The organism is Nocardia sp. NBC_01377 (genome assembly GCF_045040005.1).
Classification (GTDB): Bacteria; Actinomycetota; Actinomycetes; order Mycobacteriales; family Mycobacteriaceae; genus Nocardia; species Nocardia noduli.
Genome location: NZ_CP109566.1, coordinates 3,273,991 through 3,293,467 on the forward strand (window position 1 = coordinate 3,273,991; position 19,477 = coordinate 3,293,467).

The following is a 19,477-nucleotide window of genomic DNA, read 5'->3' on the forward strand; positions in this document are numbered from 1 at the left end:
TCCTCAGGCCTGGCCGTAGTTGCTGTCGCCGTAGTTGCTGTCGCCGTAGTTGCTGTCGAGAAGGTCGAAGAGTTCGTCCGCGGTGGCGGATTCGAGCGTGTCCGCATCCGCGGCGGGTGCGGTGGACTCGGTCCACCGGCGGACGAGCTGCTGTAGGCGGATACCGATCTCCAGCCCGCCCGGTACGTCAGGGCCGAGACCGGTGAGCGCCGACTCGAGGCGCTCCAGTTCGGTGAGCGCCCGCGTACCTGCCGCGGTATCGGAGCACAGCTCGGCGTAGAGCACCTCGACCAGCGCGCGCGGCGTCGGGTGGTCGAAGACCACCGTGGCTGGCAGCGCCACCCCGGTGGCGGTGCGCAACTGGTTGCGGAACTGGACGGCGAGCATGGAGTCGAATCCGCTGTCCGCGAACGCCTGCTCCGGCCGGACGGCCGAGCGGTCGCTGTGACCGAGTACCGCCGCCGCGTGACCGGTGACCAGATCGAGCAGCATCCGGTGCCGTGCCGCGACGTCGAGCGGTTCCAACCGGCCTGCCAGCGCGGTGGGCGCGACATCCGCCGCCGGTTGCTCGCCCAGTGCCCGCACGACCTCCGGCAGTTCCCGGATCAGGCCGAGAGCGCGTCGGCTCGGCACCGCGGCGATGATCCGTTCCACGTCGATATCGGCGACGAAACCGTCGGCCTCGTCGCGGTCGAGCAGCCGCCCCAGGATCGCGGTGACGGTCCCGGCGGACATCGGCCGTTCGGTCGCCACCGACCGGGTGTCCCCGCCACCGAGCGCGACAACCAGCGAGTGGGCCCCCCGCGCGCGGCGCTGACTCAGCCTGGCTCCGACCGCCGCGCACGCGGCGGTGGCCGCGCCGTGCCTGGCCGCACCCCAGATACCGCTCAGGGCGGTCAGCACGAGGAAGGTCGCGTCGCCGGATACGCTCAGCGCCTCCAGGTTTCGCACCGCCGCCAGCGCCGCGTGCACGGTGTCGTCGATCTCGTCGGCGGTGAGCGCGGCGACGGTCGCGCCGGGCTCATCCGGCACCGCCGAATGCACGACGATGCGGACAGGTGGCGCACCGGCCAGCTCGGCCCGCAGGTCCGGATCGGCCGCGGCACGATCGACCACGCTCAGGCTCGCGCCCAGTTCCGCCAGTTCCTTGCCGAGCGTCTCGATTTCGCGCTGCACGTCGGGAGCGGTGTCGTCGGTCCGGCCACCGCCGGTGATCAGGATGTGCGTGGCACCCGCCGCGGCCAGCCATCGGGCCAGCTCTGCCGTCAGATCGCTCATGCCAGCCGTGATCACCGCAGCGCCACCTGCGGGCGACCAGTCGCGGCGCACCGGCCCGTCGGATATGTCGTTGCGCCGCAAGCGCCTCGCATACGTTCCCGTGGATCGGAGCGCGATCTGGTCCTCACCGTGGCCGCCCGCCAGCACCCGCGCCACCCGGTCGGCGAATTCGTCCATGGCCGTCGCCGGTAGGTCGAGCAGACCCGCGAAGCGCGGCTCCTGTTCCAATAGCAGGACTTGGCCCAGCCCCCACAGGCACGCCTGATCCGCGTGTGCCGGGGGGTCTTCGCCGACGGCGACCGCGCCGGTGGTCACGCACCACAACGGTGTCGTGACACCTCGCGCTTCGAGTACCCGCAGCAGCTCCACGGTCGCGACCAGCCCGGCGGGCGCGGCGCGGCGGCCGGGGGCCGGGTTCTCGTCGAGTCCGAGTAAGGAGACGATTCCCGCTGGTTGTCGCGGCAGGGTGTGTTCGGAGCCAGACCCGAGCGCATCGGTCGCCAGCGCATCGGTCCTCAGTAGATCGGTCCCCAGCAAGTCGGTCGCCATAGTGACCGTGATGGGCCGTGCGCCTGCGCGGCGCAGCGCCCGCGCACACATTTCGACCGCCGGATGCTCCGGACGGCCGGACGGCACCAGCAGCAGCCAATCACCGGAAAGGCGTCCACCGGGCAGATCGGAGACCGGCTGCCAGCCGATCCGGTAGGTCGTGCCCTGGTCGGCGGTCGCGGGCGTACCGCCGCGCGCGAGCGTGTACCGGCCCGGCGACGGCAGCCAGAACCTTTCGCGCTGAAACGCATAGGTGGGCAGCGGCACGGCGGGCTTGCTTCGCGCGGCGTCATCGATGTCCGCTGGTCGGCCGCCCAGCGCGGATACCCGGCCCCACGACACACTCGCACCGTCGCACCATGCCGCGCTCAACGAGGTCAGCAGGCGTCGGCGGCCACCGTCGTCGCGGCGCAGCGAGCCGATGGCGGTGACGGTGCGGCCGGTCTCCTCCGCGGTGTCCTCGATCGCGGCCGTGAGCACCGGGTGCGGGCTCATCTCGAGGAATCTGGTGATGCCGGTGTCGAGCAGATTTCTGGTGCCGCTGTCGAATTCGACGGTCGCTCGAAGGTTCCGATACCAGTAGTCCGCGTCGAGCGTCGCCCCGTCGACACGTTCGCCGGTCACCGTCGAGTAGAGCGGGATCTCACCGGCTCGCGGCCGGATATCGGCGAGCGCGTCGAGCAATTCACTCCGGAGCCGCTCCACCTGAGCGGAATGCGCGGCGTAGTCCACCGGGATCTCGCGGGCACGGACACCCTCGCGTTCGCAATCGGCCAGCAGCACGGCCAATGCCCGCGGCGTTCCCGCGACGACCACGGCGGCCGGACCGTTGACAGCGGCGATACCGACGCTGTCACCCTGCGCGGCGATCAGCTGCTCCGCGCGCTGCCGCCCGACCGCCAGCGACACCATGGCACCCGCACCCGACAGACCGCGCAGCACTCCGCTGCGCAGGGCCACGATCGCGGCCGCGTCGGCGAGCGACAGCACACCGGCGACACACGCCGCCGCGATCTCCCCCTGACTGTGGCCGATCACGGCATCGGGACGCACACCGACGGCACGCCATTGAGCGGCCAACGCCACCATCACGGCGAACAGCGCGGGCTGCACGACGTCGACTCGCTCGAGCGAGGCCGCGCCCGGCCGGTCGCACAGCACGTCGGTGAGCGACCAGTCGACCCACGGCGCGAGCGCCGCTTCGCATTCGGCGATACTCGCGGCGAATTCCGGTTCGGTGCCGAGCAATTCGGCGGCCATCCCCCGCCACTGCGCACCCTGCCCCGGGAAAACGAACGCCGTACGGCCCGTCCCGGCCGCACCTCGTACAACCCCCGGCGCGGCCGGATTCTCGGCGAGATCGGTCAGCGACCGCAGCAGAGATTCCCGATTCGCCCCCACCACGACGGCGCGGACAGGAAAGGCCGACCGCAGCGTCAATTCCCTTGCCACCTGCGAGATTTCGAGATCCGGTTCGGCGATCAGATGGTCGCGCAACCGGATGGCCTGCCCCCGCAACGCCGCCTCGGTGCGCGCGGAGAGCATCCAGGGCACCGGGTCCGCGATCTCGCCTGGCACGGCGGCGAACTCCTCGCCGGGCACCCCAGCGACCTGCCCGCCGCGCGACCCGGCGGAACGTCGGCCCGGAACCGCCTCTTCGAGCAGAACGTGCGCGTTCGTACCGCTCATCCCGAATGCCGAGACCCCGGCGCGACGCGGGCGTCCGTCGGTCTCCCATGGCAATGCCTCGGTCAGTAGTTCGACCTCGCCCCCGGACCAGTCGACGCGGGAGGTGGGTTCGTCGATGTGCAGCGTGCGGGGCAGCAGGCCGTGCCGCATGGCCTGCACGGTTTTGATGATGCCCGCCACACCGGCGGCGGCCTGGGTGTGGCCGATATTGGATTTCAGCGAACCCAATCGCAGCGGTCCCCGGCCCCTGCGGTCGGCGCCGTAGGTGGCGAGCAGCGCTTGTGCCTCGACCACGTCACCGAGCACGGTGCCCGTCCCGTGCGCTTCCACCAGGTCGATATCGGAGACCTCCAGTCCAGCATTGGCTAGCGCCTGCCGGATCACCCGCTGCTGGGCGAGTCCGTTCGGTGCGGTGAGGCCGTTGGAAGTACCGTCCTGGTTGACGGCGCTGCCGCGGATCACCGCGAGCACAGGGTGACCGTGGCGGCGCGCGTCGGACAGCCGCTCGACCAGCAGCATGCCCGCGCCCTCGCCCCAGCCGGTGCCGTCCGCCGTCTCGGCGAACGAGCGGCAGCGACCGTCCGCGGAAAGACCGCGCTGCCTGCTGAATTCGACGAAGACATCCGGTACCGCCATTACCGCCGCCCCGCCGACGAGGGCGAATGAGCACTCCCCCGATCGCAGCGCCTGCCCGGCCAGGTGCAGGGCGACCAGTCCGGAGGAGCAGGCGGTATCGAGTGTGACAGCGGGGCCCTCGAGTCCGAGCTGATAGGCGATGCGCCCGGAGGCGACGCTGGTCACGGTGCCCGCGAGCAGATGCCCTTCGACATCGGCCGAGGTCGACCCGGAGCCGTACCCCTGTCCGGCGACGCCGACGAAGACACCGCCCGTCCTGTCCGCGAGCCGCAGCGGATCCATCCCGGCGCGTTCCAGCACCTCCCACGCGGTCTCCAGCAGCAGCCGCTGCTGAGGGTCGGCCGCGAGCGCCTCCCGTGGCGAGATCCCGAAGAACGCGGCATCGAAATCGCCCGCATCGGTGAGGAATCCGCCGCCGGTGGCATAGCTCGTGCCCGGGTTGTCCGGGTCAGGATGGTAGAGCGCGCCCAGGTCCCAGCCGCGGTCGGCGGGCATCGGCGACAGTGCGTCGACCTCGCCGACGACGAGCTCCCACAGGTCTTCGGGCGTTCGCACTCCGCCCGGGAAACGGCAGGCCATGGCGACGACGGCGAGTGGCTCCGACGGATCGGCCGCGGTTGCGGCGACCGTCGCGGACGCGGCGGTCGCACTGTCGGTCAGCAGCGCGTGCAGATGTGCGCTCAGCGCGGCGATGGTCGGGTGATCGAACAGCAGCGAGGCGGGCAGTGTCAGTCCGGTGACGGCGGTCAGCCGGTTGCGGACCTCGACGGTGGTCAGGGAGTCGAAGCCGAGTTCGCGCAGTGGCCGCTCGGGATCGAACGCGTGACCGGCATCGTGACCGAGTCCCCTCGCGACCTCCAGATTCACCGATTCCCGCAGCAGATCACGCTGTTCGGACTCGCCGAGACCGACGAGCCGATCCCGCCACCCGTCGGCGGTATCGCGCTGGACGTCGCCTCCGGCGCCGACCGACGTGGCCTCCGGAATGCCGCGCAGCAGCGGGCTGGGCCTGCCCGTGGTGAACGTCGGCGCGAACCGTGCCCAGTCCACCTCGGCCACGACCACATTGGTGTCGCCGAGGGTGATGGCCTGCCGCAGTGCCGCGACGGCAACGCCCGGTTCCAGTCCGATCAATCCGTGCCTGCGTAACGTGGCGCCCGCGTCACCGCTCGCCATTCCGATGCCGGCCCACGGACCCCAGGCCACCGAGGTGGCGGGCAGTCCACGGGCGCGGCGGCGTGCGGCCAGCGCGTCCAAGTGCGCGTTGGCGGCCGCATAACCGCTCTGCCCCCCGCTACCCCAAATCCCGGCGATCGATGAGAAGAGTACGAATGCCTCCAGCGGTTCCCCGTCGAGCAGGTCATCGAGGTGCGACGCGCCGATGACCTTGGCGGCCAGCTCGGTCGCCAGATCATCGGCGGTTCGGTCCTCGATCGGGGTGACAGCCACCGCGCCCGCCGCGTGGAAGACGGCGCGCGGCGGATCACCGGCCGCTCGCAACGCCTCCAGCAGTGCGGCGACGGCGGCGCGATCGGTGATATCGCAGGCCGCCACCGTGACTCTGGCACCCGTGCGTTCCAGCTCGGCGGCGAGCGCCGCCGCGCCGGGGGCGGCAGGCCCGCGCCGACCGACGAGGACCAGGTGCTCGGCGCCGTCGGCGGCCAGGTCACGAGCGATCTCGGCGCCGATCCCGCCGGTGCCGCCGGTGATCACGATGGCGCCGGTCGGCATCCAGCGTGCCCGATCCGTCATCACGCTCGGTACGGCCCGGACGAGGCGGCGGCCGAACAGCCCGGACGGCCGGATCGCGAGCTGATCCTCGTCGCCCAGCCCGCCGGAGATCACGGTCGCGAGCAGAGCCCGGGCAGCGTCGTCCACGGTCGCGGGCAGGTCGACGAGCCCACCCCAGACACCAGGACTCTCCAGCGCGGCGACCCGGCCGAAACCCCAGATCTCCGCCTGTTCCGGCACCGGCCACGAGTCCTGGGCAGCACCGGACGTGACACACCACAGCCGGAGATCCGCGCCGGTATCCCCCGCGGCTTGTACCAGCCGCAGGGTCGACGCCAGCGGGTCCGCCCCCAGGGCGAGCAGCGACAGTACTCCCGCCGGTGCCGCATCGCGCAGCCGATCGGCGAGTTCCACGCGGGTCGTCCCGGCGCCGACGTCGAGGACGGTCAGCTCGGCACTATGGGTCGCGAACATCTCCGCCACCGCCCGCACGGTCTCCGCCACCGCCGACCCGGCGGTAATCTCCACAGACACGGCTGCGGCCTCCGTTCCGGGCTGCGCGGCAGCGAGCTCGGCGGCCGTCGGGACCAGCAGCGTCCACCGGCCGGTCAGCCGGTATCGGGCCGCGGCGGTCAGCGGCTCCCAGGTGACGCGGTAGCGCCGGGTCGCGGCCAGGGATTCCCGCTCGGCCCTGGCGCGCCATGCGGCCAGCGCGGGCAGCGCCCGATCGAGCGGCGTGTCGACGTCGATATCCAGCAGCGACGCCAGCGCCGGTGCATTGTTGTCCCGCAACAGATCCCACTCACCGCCCGCCGCCGTGACCGGAGCGGCGGGCCAGAACCGGGTGTGCTCGAACGGATAGGTCGGGAGGTCGACCTGCCTGCCCGCCGTCGGCCAGGTGACCGGGATCCCGCGCACATACAGTCCGGCCAGCGCGGCGGTGCACGATCGGGACTCGTCGCGCCCCTTCGGGAGCAGGGTCGATACCGCACCGGCGGGGTTTCCCGGCAGGCATTCGGCCAGCAACGCGGAGAGGACGCCGCCGGGCCCGACCTCGAGGAAGGTGGTCGCCCCCGCGCGGACCAGCGCGCCGACGCCGTCGCGGAAGCGCACCGTGCCGCGCGCGTGCCTGATCCAGTAGTCGGCGGTGCACAGTTCGTCAGCGGCGGCGGGCGCGCCGGTCAGGTTCGAGATCACCGTGAGTCGCGGCGGGGCGTAGGTGAACGATGCCGCGATCCGGCGGAACTCGTCGAGCATGGGTTCCATTCGCGCGGAATGGAACCCATGGCTGACGGGGAGCCGCCGGATGCGACGGCCGCGCGCGCGCAGTTGTTCCGCGACGGCCGCCACGGCCTCGCCGCCACCGCTCAGCACAGTCGCGTTCGGCCCGTTGACAGCCGCGATCGCGACGTCGTCGGTGAGCAGTACGCTGACCTCGTCCTCGGTCGCCTCGACCGCGAACATCGCGCCACCGTCGGGCAGTTCGTCCATGAGTCGTCCGCGCGCGGCGACCAGGGCACACGCGTCGGGCAGGGCGAGTACGCCCGCGACATGAGCGGCGGCGATTTCGCCGACGGAGTGTCCGATGAGCAGGTCCGGCCGGACGCCCCGGCGCTCCAGCAGGCGCGAGAGCGCCACCGACACGGCGAAGAGCGCGGGCTGGGTATACCGGGTCCGATCCAGCAGGAGGGCCGCGTCGGTGCCGTCCGCGGCGAACATGATCTCGCGCAGGGGACGGTCGAGGTGCGGTGCGAAATGCGCGAGCACCTCGTCCAGCAGTTCGGCGAATACGGGATCGGCGCGATACAACTCCGCACCGGCCGCGGCGAACTGGCTGCCCTGACCGGGGAAGAGAAAGGCCAGCTGCCCGTTCCCCGGGGCGATGCCGGTGATCACGGCACTTGCGGGGGCGCCGTCGCCGAGTCCCGCGAGTGCCTCCCGCACCGCCCGGTCGCCCGCCTGCAGGATCGCCGCACGGTGGCGGAGCCCGGCACGCGCGGTGGCGAGCGTGTGCGCGATATCCGCGACGGCGAGATCGGGATGACCGCCGATATGCGCGCCGAGGCGGGAAGCCATGGCATGCAGTGCTTCCGGAGTGGCCGCCGATAGCACCAGGGGCAGCGCGGCGGGTTCGCCCTCGATCCCCGGCAGTTCCGTGTCCCCGTCCCCCGGGGCTTCCTGGAGGATCACGTGGGCATTGGTGCCGCTGATGCCGAAGGCGGACACACCCGCCCGCAGCGGGCCTTGCGTCCGCGACCACGCGGTGGGCTCGGTCAGCAATCGCAGCCCCGAGGTGCTCCAGTCGATATGCGGACTCGGCACCCGCGCGTGCAGGGTCGGCGGTAGTTCGGCGTGCCGCAGTGCGAGCACCATCTTGATCACGCCCGCGACACCGGCGGCGGCCTGCGTGTGGCCGATCGCGGATTTCACCGATCCGAGCCACAGCGGCCGGGTTTCGCTGTGCCGGTCACCGTAGACAGCCTGGAGCGCTCGCGCTTCGATCGGATCGCCGAGTCTGGTGCCGGTGCCGTGCGCCTCGACCGCGTCGACCTCGGCGGCGGAGATGCCGGCGTCGGCGAGGGCGGCGCGGATCACCCGTTGCTGGGCGAGGCCGTTCGGGGCGGTGAGACCGTTGCTCGCACCGTCCTGGTTGATCGCCGTGCCGGTGACGAGCGCGAGCACCCGGTGGCCGAGGCGTCGGGCGTCGGACAGCCGTTCGAGCATGAGCACACCAGCGCCCTCCGACCAGGAGGTGCCGTCGGCGTCGGCCGAGAACGCCTTGCACCGGCCGTCCCTGGCCAGTGCGCCCTGCCTGCTGAACTCGAGGAACAGCGACGGCGTGCTCATGACCGTGACGCCGCCGGTCAGCGCGCGCTCGCACTCGCCGCGGCGCAGAGCCTGCACGGCGAGGTGCAACGCCACCAGCGAGGCGGAACAGGCGGTGTCGACGGTCAGCGCGGGACCTTCGAGCCCGAACGTGTACGAGAGGCGACCGGACAGCACGCTGGCGGTATTGCCGGTCAGGAAATGTCCCTCGGTGTCGTCCGGGGAGCCCGAGATACGGGCCGAGTAGTCGCCGCCGTTGGTGCCGATGAAGACACCGACCGAGCCGCCGCGCAGCGTGCCCGGTTCGATACCGGCGTGTTCGACAGCCTCCCAGCAGGTTTCGAGCAGGATGCGCTGTTGCGGGTCCATGGCCAGTGCTTCACGCGGCGAGATGCCGAAGAAGGCCGCGTCGAAGCCTGCGGCGTCGGGCAGGAAGCCGCCGAGCGTGCTGTAGGTGGTTCCCGGCCGCTCGCGACGCGGATCGTAGAGCCGACCGATATCCCAGCCGCGATCCTCCGGCCAGTCCGATATAGCGTCGCGGCCTTCGGCGAGCACTCGCCAGAACGCATCGGGTCCGTGCGCGCCGCCGGGGAACCGGCAACCGATTCCCACGATGGCGATCGGCTCGTCCGTGACGGTCACCGCCCCGGCCACCGCCGCCTCCGGTCGCACCGCCGCATCCGGTTCGCCGAATTCGGCGGCCAGGTGGGCGGCGAGCGCCTGCGGGGTGGCATGGTCGAACAGGATCGTGGTGGGCAGTCTCAGTCCGGTGGCGCGGGCGAGCCGGTTGCGCATGTCGACCGCGCTGAGCGAGTCGAACCCCAGTTCCACGAAGGCTTTTCGAGCGTCGATGGTATCCGCGGCGTCGTGTCCGAGCACCCGCGCGGCGAGTTCACCGATCAGACCGGTGAGCTGGCGGGTCCGTTCCGCCGCAGGCAGCGAGCCGAGGTGTGCCAGCGGCGAATCGGCGGAATCGGCGGGCGCGGGCGCGGCGCCGGGCAGCTGACCGAACAGCGCGAGGCCCCGCGTCCTTCCCGAGGTGGCGAGGCGGGACCAGTCCACATCGGCGACGATCGTCTCCGCATCGTCGTCGGCCAGGATTCGTCCCAGCGCGCGTAGCGCGGCGTCCGGGTCCATGGCACGGACCCCGATGTTGCCCAATCGATCGGCGTCGCGCTGATCGACCATGCCCGCGCCGGCCCACATCCCCCACGCGACGCAGGTCGTCGGCAGGCCATCGGCCCGGCGCGCGGCGGCGAAGGTGTCGAGTGCGGCATTGGCGGCAGCGTAATTCGCCTGGCCGAGACCGCCGATCGTGCCCATCAGCGACGAGAACAGCACGAAGGCGGACAGGTCATGACCGGCGGTGAGCTCGTGCAGGTGAGTGGCGGCGGTGAGCTTGATCCGCAGCTGGCTGTCGAGCCGGGCCGGGGTCATGGCGTCGGCCATGCCGTCATCGAGAATTCCGGCCGCGTGGAACACCGCGGTGAGCGGCCAGCGCGCGGGAACCCCGGCCAGCGCGCTGGCGAGCTGCGCCCGGTCGGCGACATCGCACGCGCCGAAGGTGACGGCCGCGCCCGCACGGCCCAATTCCTCCCGAAGCGCTTGCGCGCCGGGAGCCTGCGGCCCGCGCCGGCTGAGCAGCAGCAGATGCGGAACTCCGCTCGCGGCCAGCCGCCGGGCGATATGAGCGCCGAGCCCGCCCGTGCCGCCGGTAACCAGTACGGTCCCCGTGCTCGGCCAGCGCTCCCCGGCCCCCGGCCCGTCCACGACGGGCCGCAGGCGGCGGCCGTACACACCGCTGGCGCGCACCGCCACCTGATCCTCGTCGCGCACGACGGCCAGAACGGTGCGCAAGCGGCCCGCTACCTGTTCGTCGAGTACCGGCGGCAGATCGATCAGGCCACCCCAGCGGTCCGGATGTTCCAGTGCGAGAACGCGACCCAGTCCGGCGACGGCACCGTGCGCGGGCGCGCCGGGCACCTCACCGGAACCGATGGTCGCGACGCCACGGGTCACGCACCACAGCGGGGCCGCGACTCCGGCATCGCCCAAACCCTGGGCCAGCGCCAGGGTCAGCGCCACGCCACCCGGCAGCCCATGATGCTCCGGATGCGCGCGCGATTCGTCGGCGAGCAGGGACAGCACGGCGGTGACAGGCCGGTCCGCGACCGCGGCGCGCACGAGCGTGGCCATGGCCGCCCGGTCGTGACCGGGGCCTGCGACGGTGAGCCGAATCGGTTCCAGCCCAGCGGCGGTCAGCGCCGCCGCCACCTCGTCGTCACCGGTCTCCGGCTCGACGAGCAGCACCGGCCCCCCCACCGTCGCGGCCCGCGACAGCGACAACGGTTGCCAGGCAATCCGATAGCGCCACGCCGCGGCGCGCCCGGCCCGCCACGACGACAGTGCGGGCAGGACCCGTCCGAGCGCCTCGGCATCGATATCGAGAGCCTGCGCCAGTTCCGGCACCGAACGACTCTCCAGCTCACGCCAGAAGTCGTCGGAATCGACTGGGGTGGTGCGGATTTCCGGATCCGACCAATACCGTCGACGCTGAAAGGGGTAGGTGGGCAGGGCGACCGGATGGGCCGCGGCGCCGTCAAGTGCCATGGTCCAGTCGACGGGCAAGCCGCGCACCCAGGCTTCGCCCAGCGCGTTCAGCAGGCGGTGTACACCGCCCTCGCCCCGGCGCAGGCTGTGCAGCGCGGCGATCGGAGTTCCGACGGTGGCCGCGATGTCCTCGATGTTCGCGGCGAGGACAGGATGCGCGCTGATCTCGAGGAACGCGGTATGTCCGAGTTCGGCCAGCGCCAGGATCGCGGGTGCGAAGGCGACCGGCTGTCGCAGATTGCGGTACCAGTAGCCGGCGTCCAGCCCGGCCGCGTCGATCCAGTCGCTGTCCACCGTGGAGTAGAAGGGCACCTCGGCGGTGACGGGCGCGATACCGGCGAGCGCCGCGAACAGCTCCGCGCGGATCTCCTCGACGTCGGCCGAGTGCGAGGCGTAGTCGACATCGATGCGCCGTGCACGGATGCCGTCGGCGGTACACCGGTCGAGCAGTTCCGTCAGCGCACCCGAGTCACCGGACACCACGGTCGACGCCGGGCCGTTGAGCGCCGCCACGGCGATCCGACCGGACCAGGGGGCGATGAGATCGGTGGTGTCCGCCGAGGATCGGGCGATCGAGACCATACCGCCGCGACCCGCCAGCCTCGCGATCGCACGGCTCCGCAAGGCGACGATGCGCGCACCGTCGGCGAGTGAGAGCCCACCCGCCACCACCGCGGCAGCCACCTCACCCTGCGAATGACCCACCACCGCCCCAGGCTCCACACCGAAGGACCGCCACACCGCGGCCAACGACACCATCACCGAAAACAACACCGGCTGAACAACATCCACTCGATCCAACGAACCCGACGAACCCAGCAACCCCGTCAACGACCACTCCACGAACGGAGCCAGCGCCAACTCACACTCCGCCATCCGCGCCGCGAACACCGGCGACTCCACCAGCAACTCCCGCGCCATCCCCACCCACTGCGAACCCTGACCGGGGAACACGAAGACCACGGGTCCGGCGTCGGCCGCTGATCCCTCGGTGAAACCCGGCCCGATCTCCCCCGCGACGACAGCGGGGAACAATTCCGTGAGCTGCGCCCGGTCGCCGACCACGACGGCCCGGTGTTCGAAGGCGGTGCGGGTGGTGACCAGGGCGTGCGCGAGATCGTGCGGTGACACGGCATCGGCACCGACCAGCGGCAGGAGTTGCCGCGCCTGCTCGCGCAGTGCCCGCGGGGTGCGGGCCGACAGCACGAGCGGAACCGGACCGGCCGGCGGAGCAGGCAGGCCGGCCGGTGTTGTTCCGATCGCCGGTTCCTCCAGCACGATATGCGCGTTGGTCCCGCTGATCCCGAACGACGACACACCCGCGCGACGTGGCCGCTCCGCACGCGACCACCGCACCGGCGCCCGCAACAGGGAGACGGCGCCCGATTCCCAATCCACGAACGGTGACGGCTCGTCGACATGCAGTGTCCGCGGCAGCATTCCGTGCCGCATCGCCTGCACCATCTTGATCACCCCGGCCACACCGGCGGCCGCCTGGGTATGCCCGATATTCGACTTCAGCGACCCCAGCCACAACGGCCGCTCGCCGGATCGTGCCCGCCCGTAGGTCGCCAGCAATGCCTGCGCCTCGATCGGATCACCCAACCGGGTGCCGGTCCCGTGCGCCTCAACGGCGTCCACATCCGCCGTGGTCAATCCCGCATCGGCCAATGCCGCCCGGATGACCCGTTGCTGAGCAGGACCATTCGGCGCCGTGAGCCCGTTGCTGGTCCCGTCCTGGTTGACGGCCGACCCGCGGATCACCGCCAGCACCCGACGGCCGTTGGCCACCGCGTCCGACAAACGCTCCACCAGTAGCAGTGCGGCGCCCTCACCCCAGCTGGTGCCGTCGGCCGCGGCGGCGAACGCTTTGCACCGGGCATCGGGTGCCAGCGCGCGCTGGCGACTGAAGCCGACGAATTCGGCGGGACTCGACATGACGGTGACGCCGCCCGCCAGCGCGAGATCGCATTCGCCCCGACGCAGTGCCTGCGCCGCCAGATGCAGGGCCACCAGCGACGACGAGCACGCTGTATCCAGCGTCAGCGCCGGGCCCTCCAGCCCGAGCACAAACGACACCCGCCCCGAGACGACGCTGCCCGAACTTCCGACCAGCCGCTGGCCGTCGATGGCCGACAGGCCGCCCGCGAGCGCGAGCCCCTGGTCGTAGAACATGGCGCCCGCGTAGACGCCGGTGCGTGAACCCCGCAGCGAGCGCGGCTCGATTCCGGCGTTCTCCACTGTCTCCCAGGCTGTTTCGAGCAGGAGCCGCTGCTGCGGATCCATTGCCAGCGCCTCGCGTGGCGAGATACCGAAGAACTCGGCGTCGAATTCCGCCGCATCGTGCACGAATCCGCCCGCACGCACATACGACCGTCCCGCACGATCGGGATCCGCGTCGTACAGACCATCCAGATCCCAGCCCCGGTCCGCGGGGAAAGCCGATATCCCGTCCCCGCCGGTAGCCACCAGATCCCAGAGTTCGTCGGGCGAGGTCACCCCGCCGGGCAGTCGGCACCCCATCCCCACGATCGCGATGGGCTCCCGCGCCGCGTCGACGAGTTCGCGGTTCTGCTTGCGCAGCCGCACGGTCTCCTTCACCGCCTCACGAAGCGCGCCCACCAGCTCCTCGGAAGAACCACCCGGCACGACATCGCCCCTTTCGGACCTCTTCACGACTCGACCCCTTCACGCGCCAGCGAAATCAGCGCCGCCACGCCCAAACCGTCGATCGCGTCCTCGTCCACCACCGGTATGCCGGGGTCGGCGTCGAGCACGGCCAGCAGTCCTTCCAGCAGCCCGGCCGCGCGGAGCCTGCCGATCGGCACCGCCGCGAACTCGCGGCGGAAACGCGCCTCGTCGAAACCGTCGTCCTCCGGTGTCTGCGGGAACAACTCGTCACGCATCGCGCGGGCCAGCTCACCCGGTGTCGGATAGTCGAAGAGGACGGTCGGCGGCAGCCGCAGCCCGGTCACCTCGGTGAGCCTGTTGCGCAATTCGAGCGCGGTGAGCGAATCCGCGCCGAGTTCGGTGAAGGTTCGCCCGTCCGGTACCCGGCCGACGGCGGAATAGTCCAGTACGGCAACCACTTCCGTCCGAATCAGATCCAGTAGCGCCTGCTCCTGCCTGGCCGGAGTGCGAGCCGCGAGGCGACGCAGGAAATCGCTGTCGCCGGCCGTCGCGCGGACCCGCCGCGCCCGGCGGTGGCGAATCAGGCCGCGCAGCAACGGCGGTGCCGCACCCGCGACGGAGGCCCGATCCAGCAGCATCGGCGCGAGGTACGGCGCGTCGAGTCGCAGGGCCGTATCGAACAGGTGCAACCCGTCGGCATCGGAGAGCGCACCGATCCCGGCGCGCGCGGTGCGGGCGCGATCGGACGCGCCCAGCGTCGCCGCCATTCCGCGCTCCGCCCACGCACCCCAGCCGAGTGCGGTAGCGGCCAGTCCCTGTTCCCTGCGTAGCCGCGCGAGCGCGTCGACGAAGGCATTCGCCGCCGCATAACTGCCCTGGCCCGCCGTGCCGAAAACACCTGCGACAGAAGAGAACAGTACGAACGCGGAAAGATCGGCGGCACCGGTCAGTTCGTGCAGATTCCACGCGGCATCCACCTTGGGCCGCAACACGGCGTCGATCCGCTCGTCGGTGAGCGCGCCGACGATTCCGTCATCGAGGATTCCGGCCGCGTGGACCACTGCGATCAACGGATGCGCCGCCGGAATATCGTCCAGCGTCCGGGCCAGCGCATCCCGATCGGCGACATCGCAGGCCGCCACGACGACCTCGGCCCCCAGTTCGGACAGCTCGGCGCACAACTCCCCCATCCCAGGGGCCTGTCCGCCGCGGCGGCTGACCAGCAGCAGCCGCCGGGCACCGTGCTCCGCCGCGAGGTGACGGGCGAAGAGCCGTCCCAGCGCGCCGGTCGCGCCGGTGACCAGGACGGTGCCGCGCGCGAACCGGCCAACGGAGGCCGGCATCGGAACTGTCTGTACCGCGCTGAAATTCCCCTCAGCCGACGCCGAAGCAGCCTGCGGTGACACGGCTTCCAGCCGCGCACCGAGCAACGTCCCGGCCCGCAGCGCGCATTGCGGCTCATCGGCCTCCGCTACTTCGGACAGGGCTCGGTACGATGCCGGCTCGGTGTCGATGTCGACCAGGGCGAAGCGGTCCGGATTCTCCGTATACGCGGACAACAGCAGCCCGCGGGCGCCAGCCGCCGCTAGGTCGGTGATGGTCTCACCCGGTTGGGCGGCGACCGCGCCGCGAGTCGCGAAGATCATGCGAGCGGTGCTGAACCTATTGTCCGACAACCAGTTTCGGGCCAGTGCCAGAGCCCTGTGGCAAGCCGCGTGGGCCGCCGCCGGATTGCCCGATTCGCCCGCACCGCCGTCGAACGGGACGAGTACGGCGTCCGGTGCGGTGGTTCCCGCGGCGATGGCGGCGGCGAGCGCGTCGAGATCGCGATAGGCGTCGACGGTATGCCCGGCGCGGATCAGCTCCCGCGCCAGCCCGAGGCCGTCACCGACCACGGTCACGCCGACGGGCGTCGCGACCGGTTCGGTCGCGACCGGTATCCACCGCAGGTCGAACAGCGAATCATGGGCGGGCCCCAGCTGATCCGCGGTCATCGGCCGCACACGCAGGGATGCCACGGAGGCGACCGGCCGTCCGGCGAGATCGGTCAGGGCGAGCGTGACCGAGTCCGGGCCGACCGGCGCGATGCGGACTCGCACCGCCGAGGGGCCGGTGGACCAGCGGCGCACGCCGGTCCACGCGAACGGCACCCGCGCCGTGTCGTCGACCGGCGGCACTCCCAGTCCGATGGCGTGCAGCGCCGCGTCGAGCAGGATCGGATGCAGCCCGTAGGAATCCGCCTGCTTCAGTTCGTCGTCGGAGAGACCGATTTCGGCGAAGATCTCGTCGTCCCGGCGCCAGGCCGCACGAAGCCCCCGGAACGCGGGACCGTATTCCAGTCCGCTCGCGGTGAGCACGTCGTATCGATCGGTCAGATCGACCATCTCGGCATCCGTGGGAGGCCACTCGGCCGGGAAGTCGATATCGGCGGTCACGCCGCTCGCCGCCGTGCCGGTCGCGATCGGCGTCCAGTCGTCGCTCGTGTCCACGCGCGCGGGCCGGGCGTGCACGGTCACGGACCGCCGCCCGTCGTCGTCGGCCTCCGCGACGAATACCTGGACGTCGGCCGCGCCGTTCTCGGGGAGCGTGAGAGCCGCGGTCAGGGTCAGGTCCGCGAGGCTGTCGGCCCCCACCCGGTCGGCCGCCTCCAGCGCCAGTTCGACCAGTCCGGCTCCGGGGAACACGACCCGGTCCCATACCCGGTGGTCGTCCAGCCACGGATGCGTGCCGGGCGAGAGCCGCCCGGTCAGCAGCAGCGAGTCGGTATCGGCGGGGCGCAGGGCCGCCCCCAGCAAGGGGTGACCGGTGACATCGAGTCCGAGCCCGCCCACGCCCACACCGCCGGCGGAGGAGGGGGGGCCCGGCCAATAGCGCTTGTGCTCGAACGGGTAGGTGGGCAGGCCGACCCGTCGCGCGCCGGTGTACATGGCGGTCCAATCCGGCTCGAAGCCGCGGACCTGCAACCGTGCCAGGGCGGTGTGGAACGCCCGTTCCTCCGGCAGGTTCTTGCGCAGTGCCGCGACGAATTCGCAGGACCGCGCCTCCTCCTCGGTGAGACACTCCGGAGCCATGGCCGTGAGAACCGCGTCGGGGCCGATTTCGAGATAGGTGGTGACGCCACGACCGCGCAGGTGACGGATACCGTCCCCGAACCGCACCGCCGCACGAGCGTGGCGCACCCAGTAGCCGGGCGTGCAGATGTCCTGCCCCGCCGAGGCCCCGGTCATATTCGACACCACCGGAAGGGTCGGTGCGCGATAGCCGAGAGTCGTCGCCACGGCCGCGAATTCGTGCAGCATGGGCTCTACGAGCGGGGAATGGAAAGCCTGACCCGCCCGGAGCCTGCGGGTCCGGTGCCCGCGCGCCGAGAGCCGCGCCGCGATCCCGGTCACCACCGCGTCGTCGCCGGAGATCACCACCGACCGTGGCCCGTTCACCGCCGCGATCCCGGCCCGATCCTCCTGCCCGGCCAGCATTTCCGCCACCTCGTCCTCGCCGGCGCTGGCCGCGACCATCGCACCGCCCTCGGGCAGGTCCTGCATGAGCCTGCCCCGCGCGGCGACGAGGGTGACCGCGTCTTCGAGAGAGAAGACGCCTGCCACGTGGGCGGCGGCGATCTCACCGATCGAGTGCCCGGCCACGCGGTCGGGCCGAATTCCTATGTGCCGCAACAATCGGTACAGCGCGACCGCCACGGCGAACAGGCCCGCCTGCGTGAAGATCGTCCGGTCGAGCGCCTCCGGCTCGTCGGCATCGAGTACCTCGCGCAGCGGTCGCCCGAGACGGTCACCGAACACCGCGCAGATCTCGTCCATCGACTGCGCGAAGACCGGGAACCGGGCGGCGAGTCCACGCCCCATGCCGGGTCGCTGCGCCCCCTGCCCGGTGAACAAAAAGGCGAGATCGCCCTCCACCGGCGTGCCACGCACGACCCGGGTACCTGTCCCCCCGTCGGCCAGCATCGCCAGCTGCTCCAGCAGGGATTCGTGATCGTCGCCGACGACGACAGCGCGATGCCGCAACGCCGCGCGCGTGGTCGCGAGTGAGAAGCCGATATCGTCGGAACGCCACTGCGGCTGGTCCAGCAGGTGCGCGCGCAGGCGCCGCGCCTGAGTGCGCAGGGCCGGTTCCGTGCTGGCAGAGATCGGCCACAGCACACCACCGGGTACTCGCGCGCTCGCTGACCCGTCGTCACCAGCGGAGGCCGGGACCGCCGGTTCCTCCAGTACGACATGCGCGTTGGTCCCGCTGATCCCGAAGGACGACACGCTCGCACGCCGCGGTCGCTCGCCGCGCGGCCATTCCACCGCTTCCCGCAGCAGGGTGACAGCGCCGGAGTCCCAGTCCACGAACGGTGACGGCTCATCCACGTGCAGCGTCCTCGGCAGCACACTGTGCCGCATCGCCTGGATCATCTTGATCACACCGGCCACACCCGCCGCCGCCTGCGCGTGCCCGATATTCGATTTCAGCGACCCCAATCGCAAGGGCCGCCGCCCCGGCCGGTCCTGACCGTAAGTGGCCAGCAGCGCGTGCGCCTCGATCGGATCACCGAGTTTGGTGCCGGTCCCGTGCGCCTCCACGGCGTCCACATCGGCGGCGGTCAACCCCGCGTCGGCCAGCGCCGCCAGGATGACCCGTTGCTGCGCTGGGCCGTTCGGCGCGGTCAGGCCATTGGACGCGCCGTCCTGATTCACCGCCGAACCCCGCAGCACCGCCAGCACCCGATGTCCGTTGGCCACCGCGTCCGACAGCCGCTCTACCAGCAGCACGCCGACGCCCTCCGACCAGCCGGTGCCGTCCGCCGCCGCCGCGAACGCCTTGCAGCGGCCGTCGGCGGCCAGCGCGCGCTGACGGCTGAAGTCGACGAAGACCGCGGGCCTGGCCATCACGGTGGCGCCGCCTGCCAGCGCGAGATCGCATTCGCCCCGGCGCAATGCCTGCGCCGCCAGGTGCAGCGCCACCAGCGACGACGAACACGCCGTATCCACCGTGACCGCCGGACCTTCCAGCCCGAGCACGAACGACACCCGACCCGACATCACACTCGTGGCAGCGGCGATGCGCTGCCCCTCGACAGCGGGGAGCCGTGCCAGCAGCGCGGGTTCGTAGTCGTGGTACATGGCCCCCGCGTAGACGCCGGTCCGCGAACCTCGCAGCGACAGCGGATCGATTCGGGCGTATTCCACTGCTTCCCAGGCAGTTTCGAGTAGCAACCGCTGCTGCGGATCCATCGCCAGTGCCTCGCGCGGCGAGATGCCGAAGAACTCCGCGTCGAATTCCGCCGCATCGTGCAGAAATCCACCCTCGCGCACATACGACCGTCCCGCGCGATCCGGATCAGGATCGAACAAGTCCTTCAGATCCCAGCCACGGTCGGCCGGAAAACCCGATACCCCATCCGTGCCGGAAGACACCAGATCCCAGAGGTCCTCCGGTGAGGTCACCCCACCGGGCAGTCGGCAGGCCATACCGATGACGGCGATCGGCTCCCGGGCCGCGGCCACCTGCTTGCGCAGGCGCACAG

The 19,477-nt window shown here is 71.5% G+C and carries 1 protein-coding gene and 1 pseudogene; both read right to left on the reverse strand.

Annotated elements, in window-relative coordinates:
* Positions 1–3: 3 nt before the first annotated feature.
* Positions 4–13,995, reverse strand: a complete 13,992-nt coding sequence (locus OG225_RS15215) for a type I polyketide synthase (RefSeq protein ID WP_405182250.1) — start codon at positions 13,993–13,995, stop codon at positions 4–6.
* A pseudogene (locus OG225_RS15220) lies at positions 13,992–19,433 on the reverse strand (SDR family NAD(P)-dependent oxidoreductase); the annotation flags it as partial. The gene OG225_RS15215 and the pseudogene OG225_RS15220, both read right to left, overlap by 4 nt.
* Positions 19,434–19,477 lie beyond the last annotated feature (44 nt).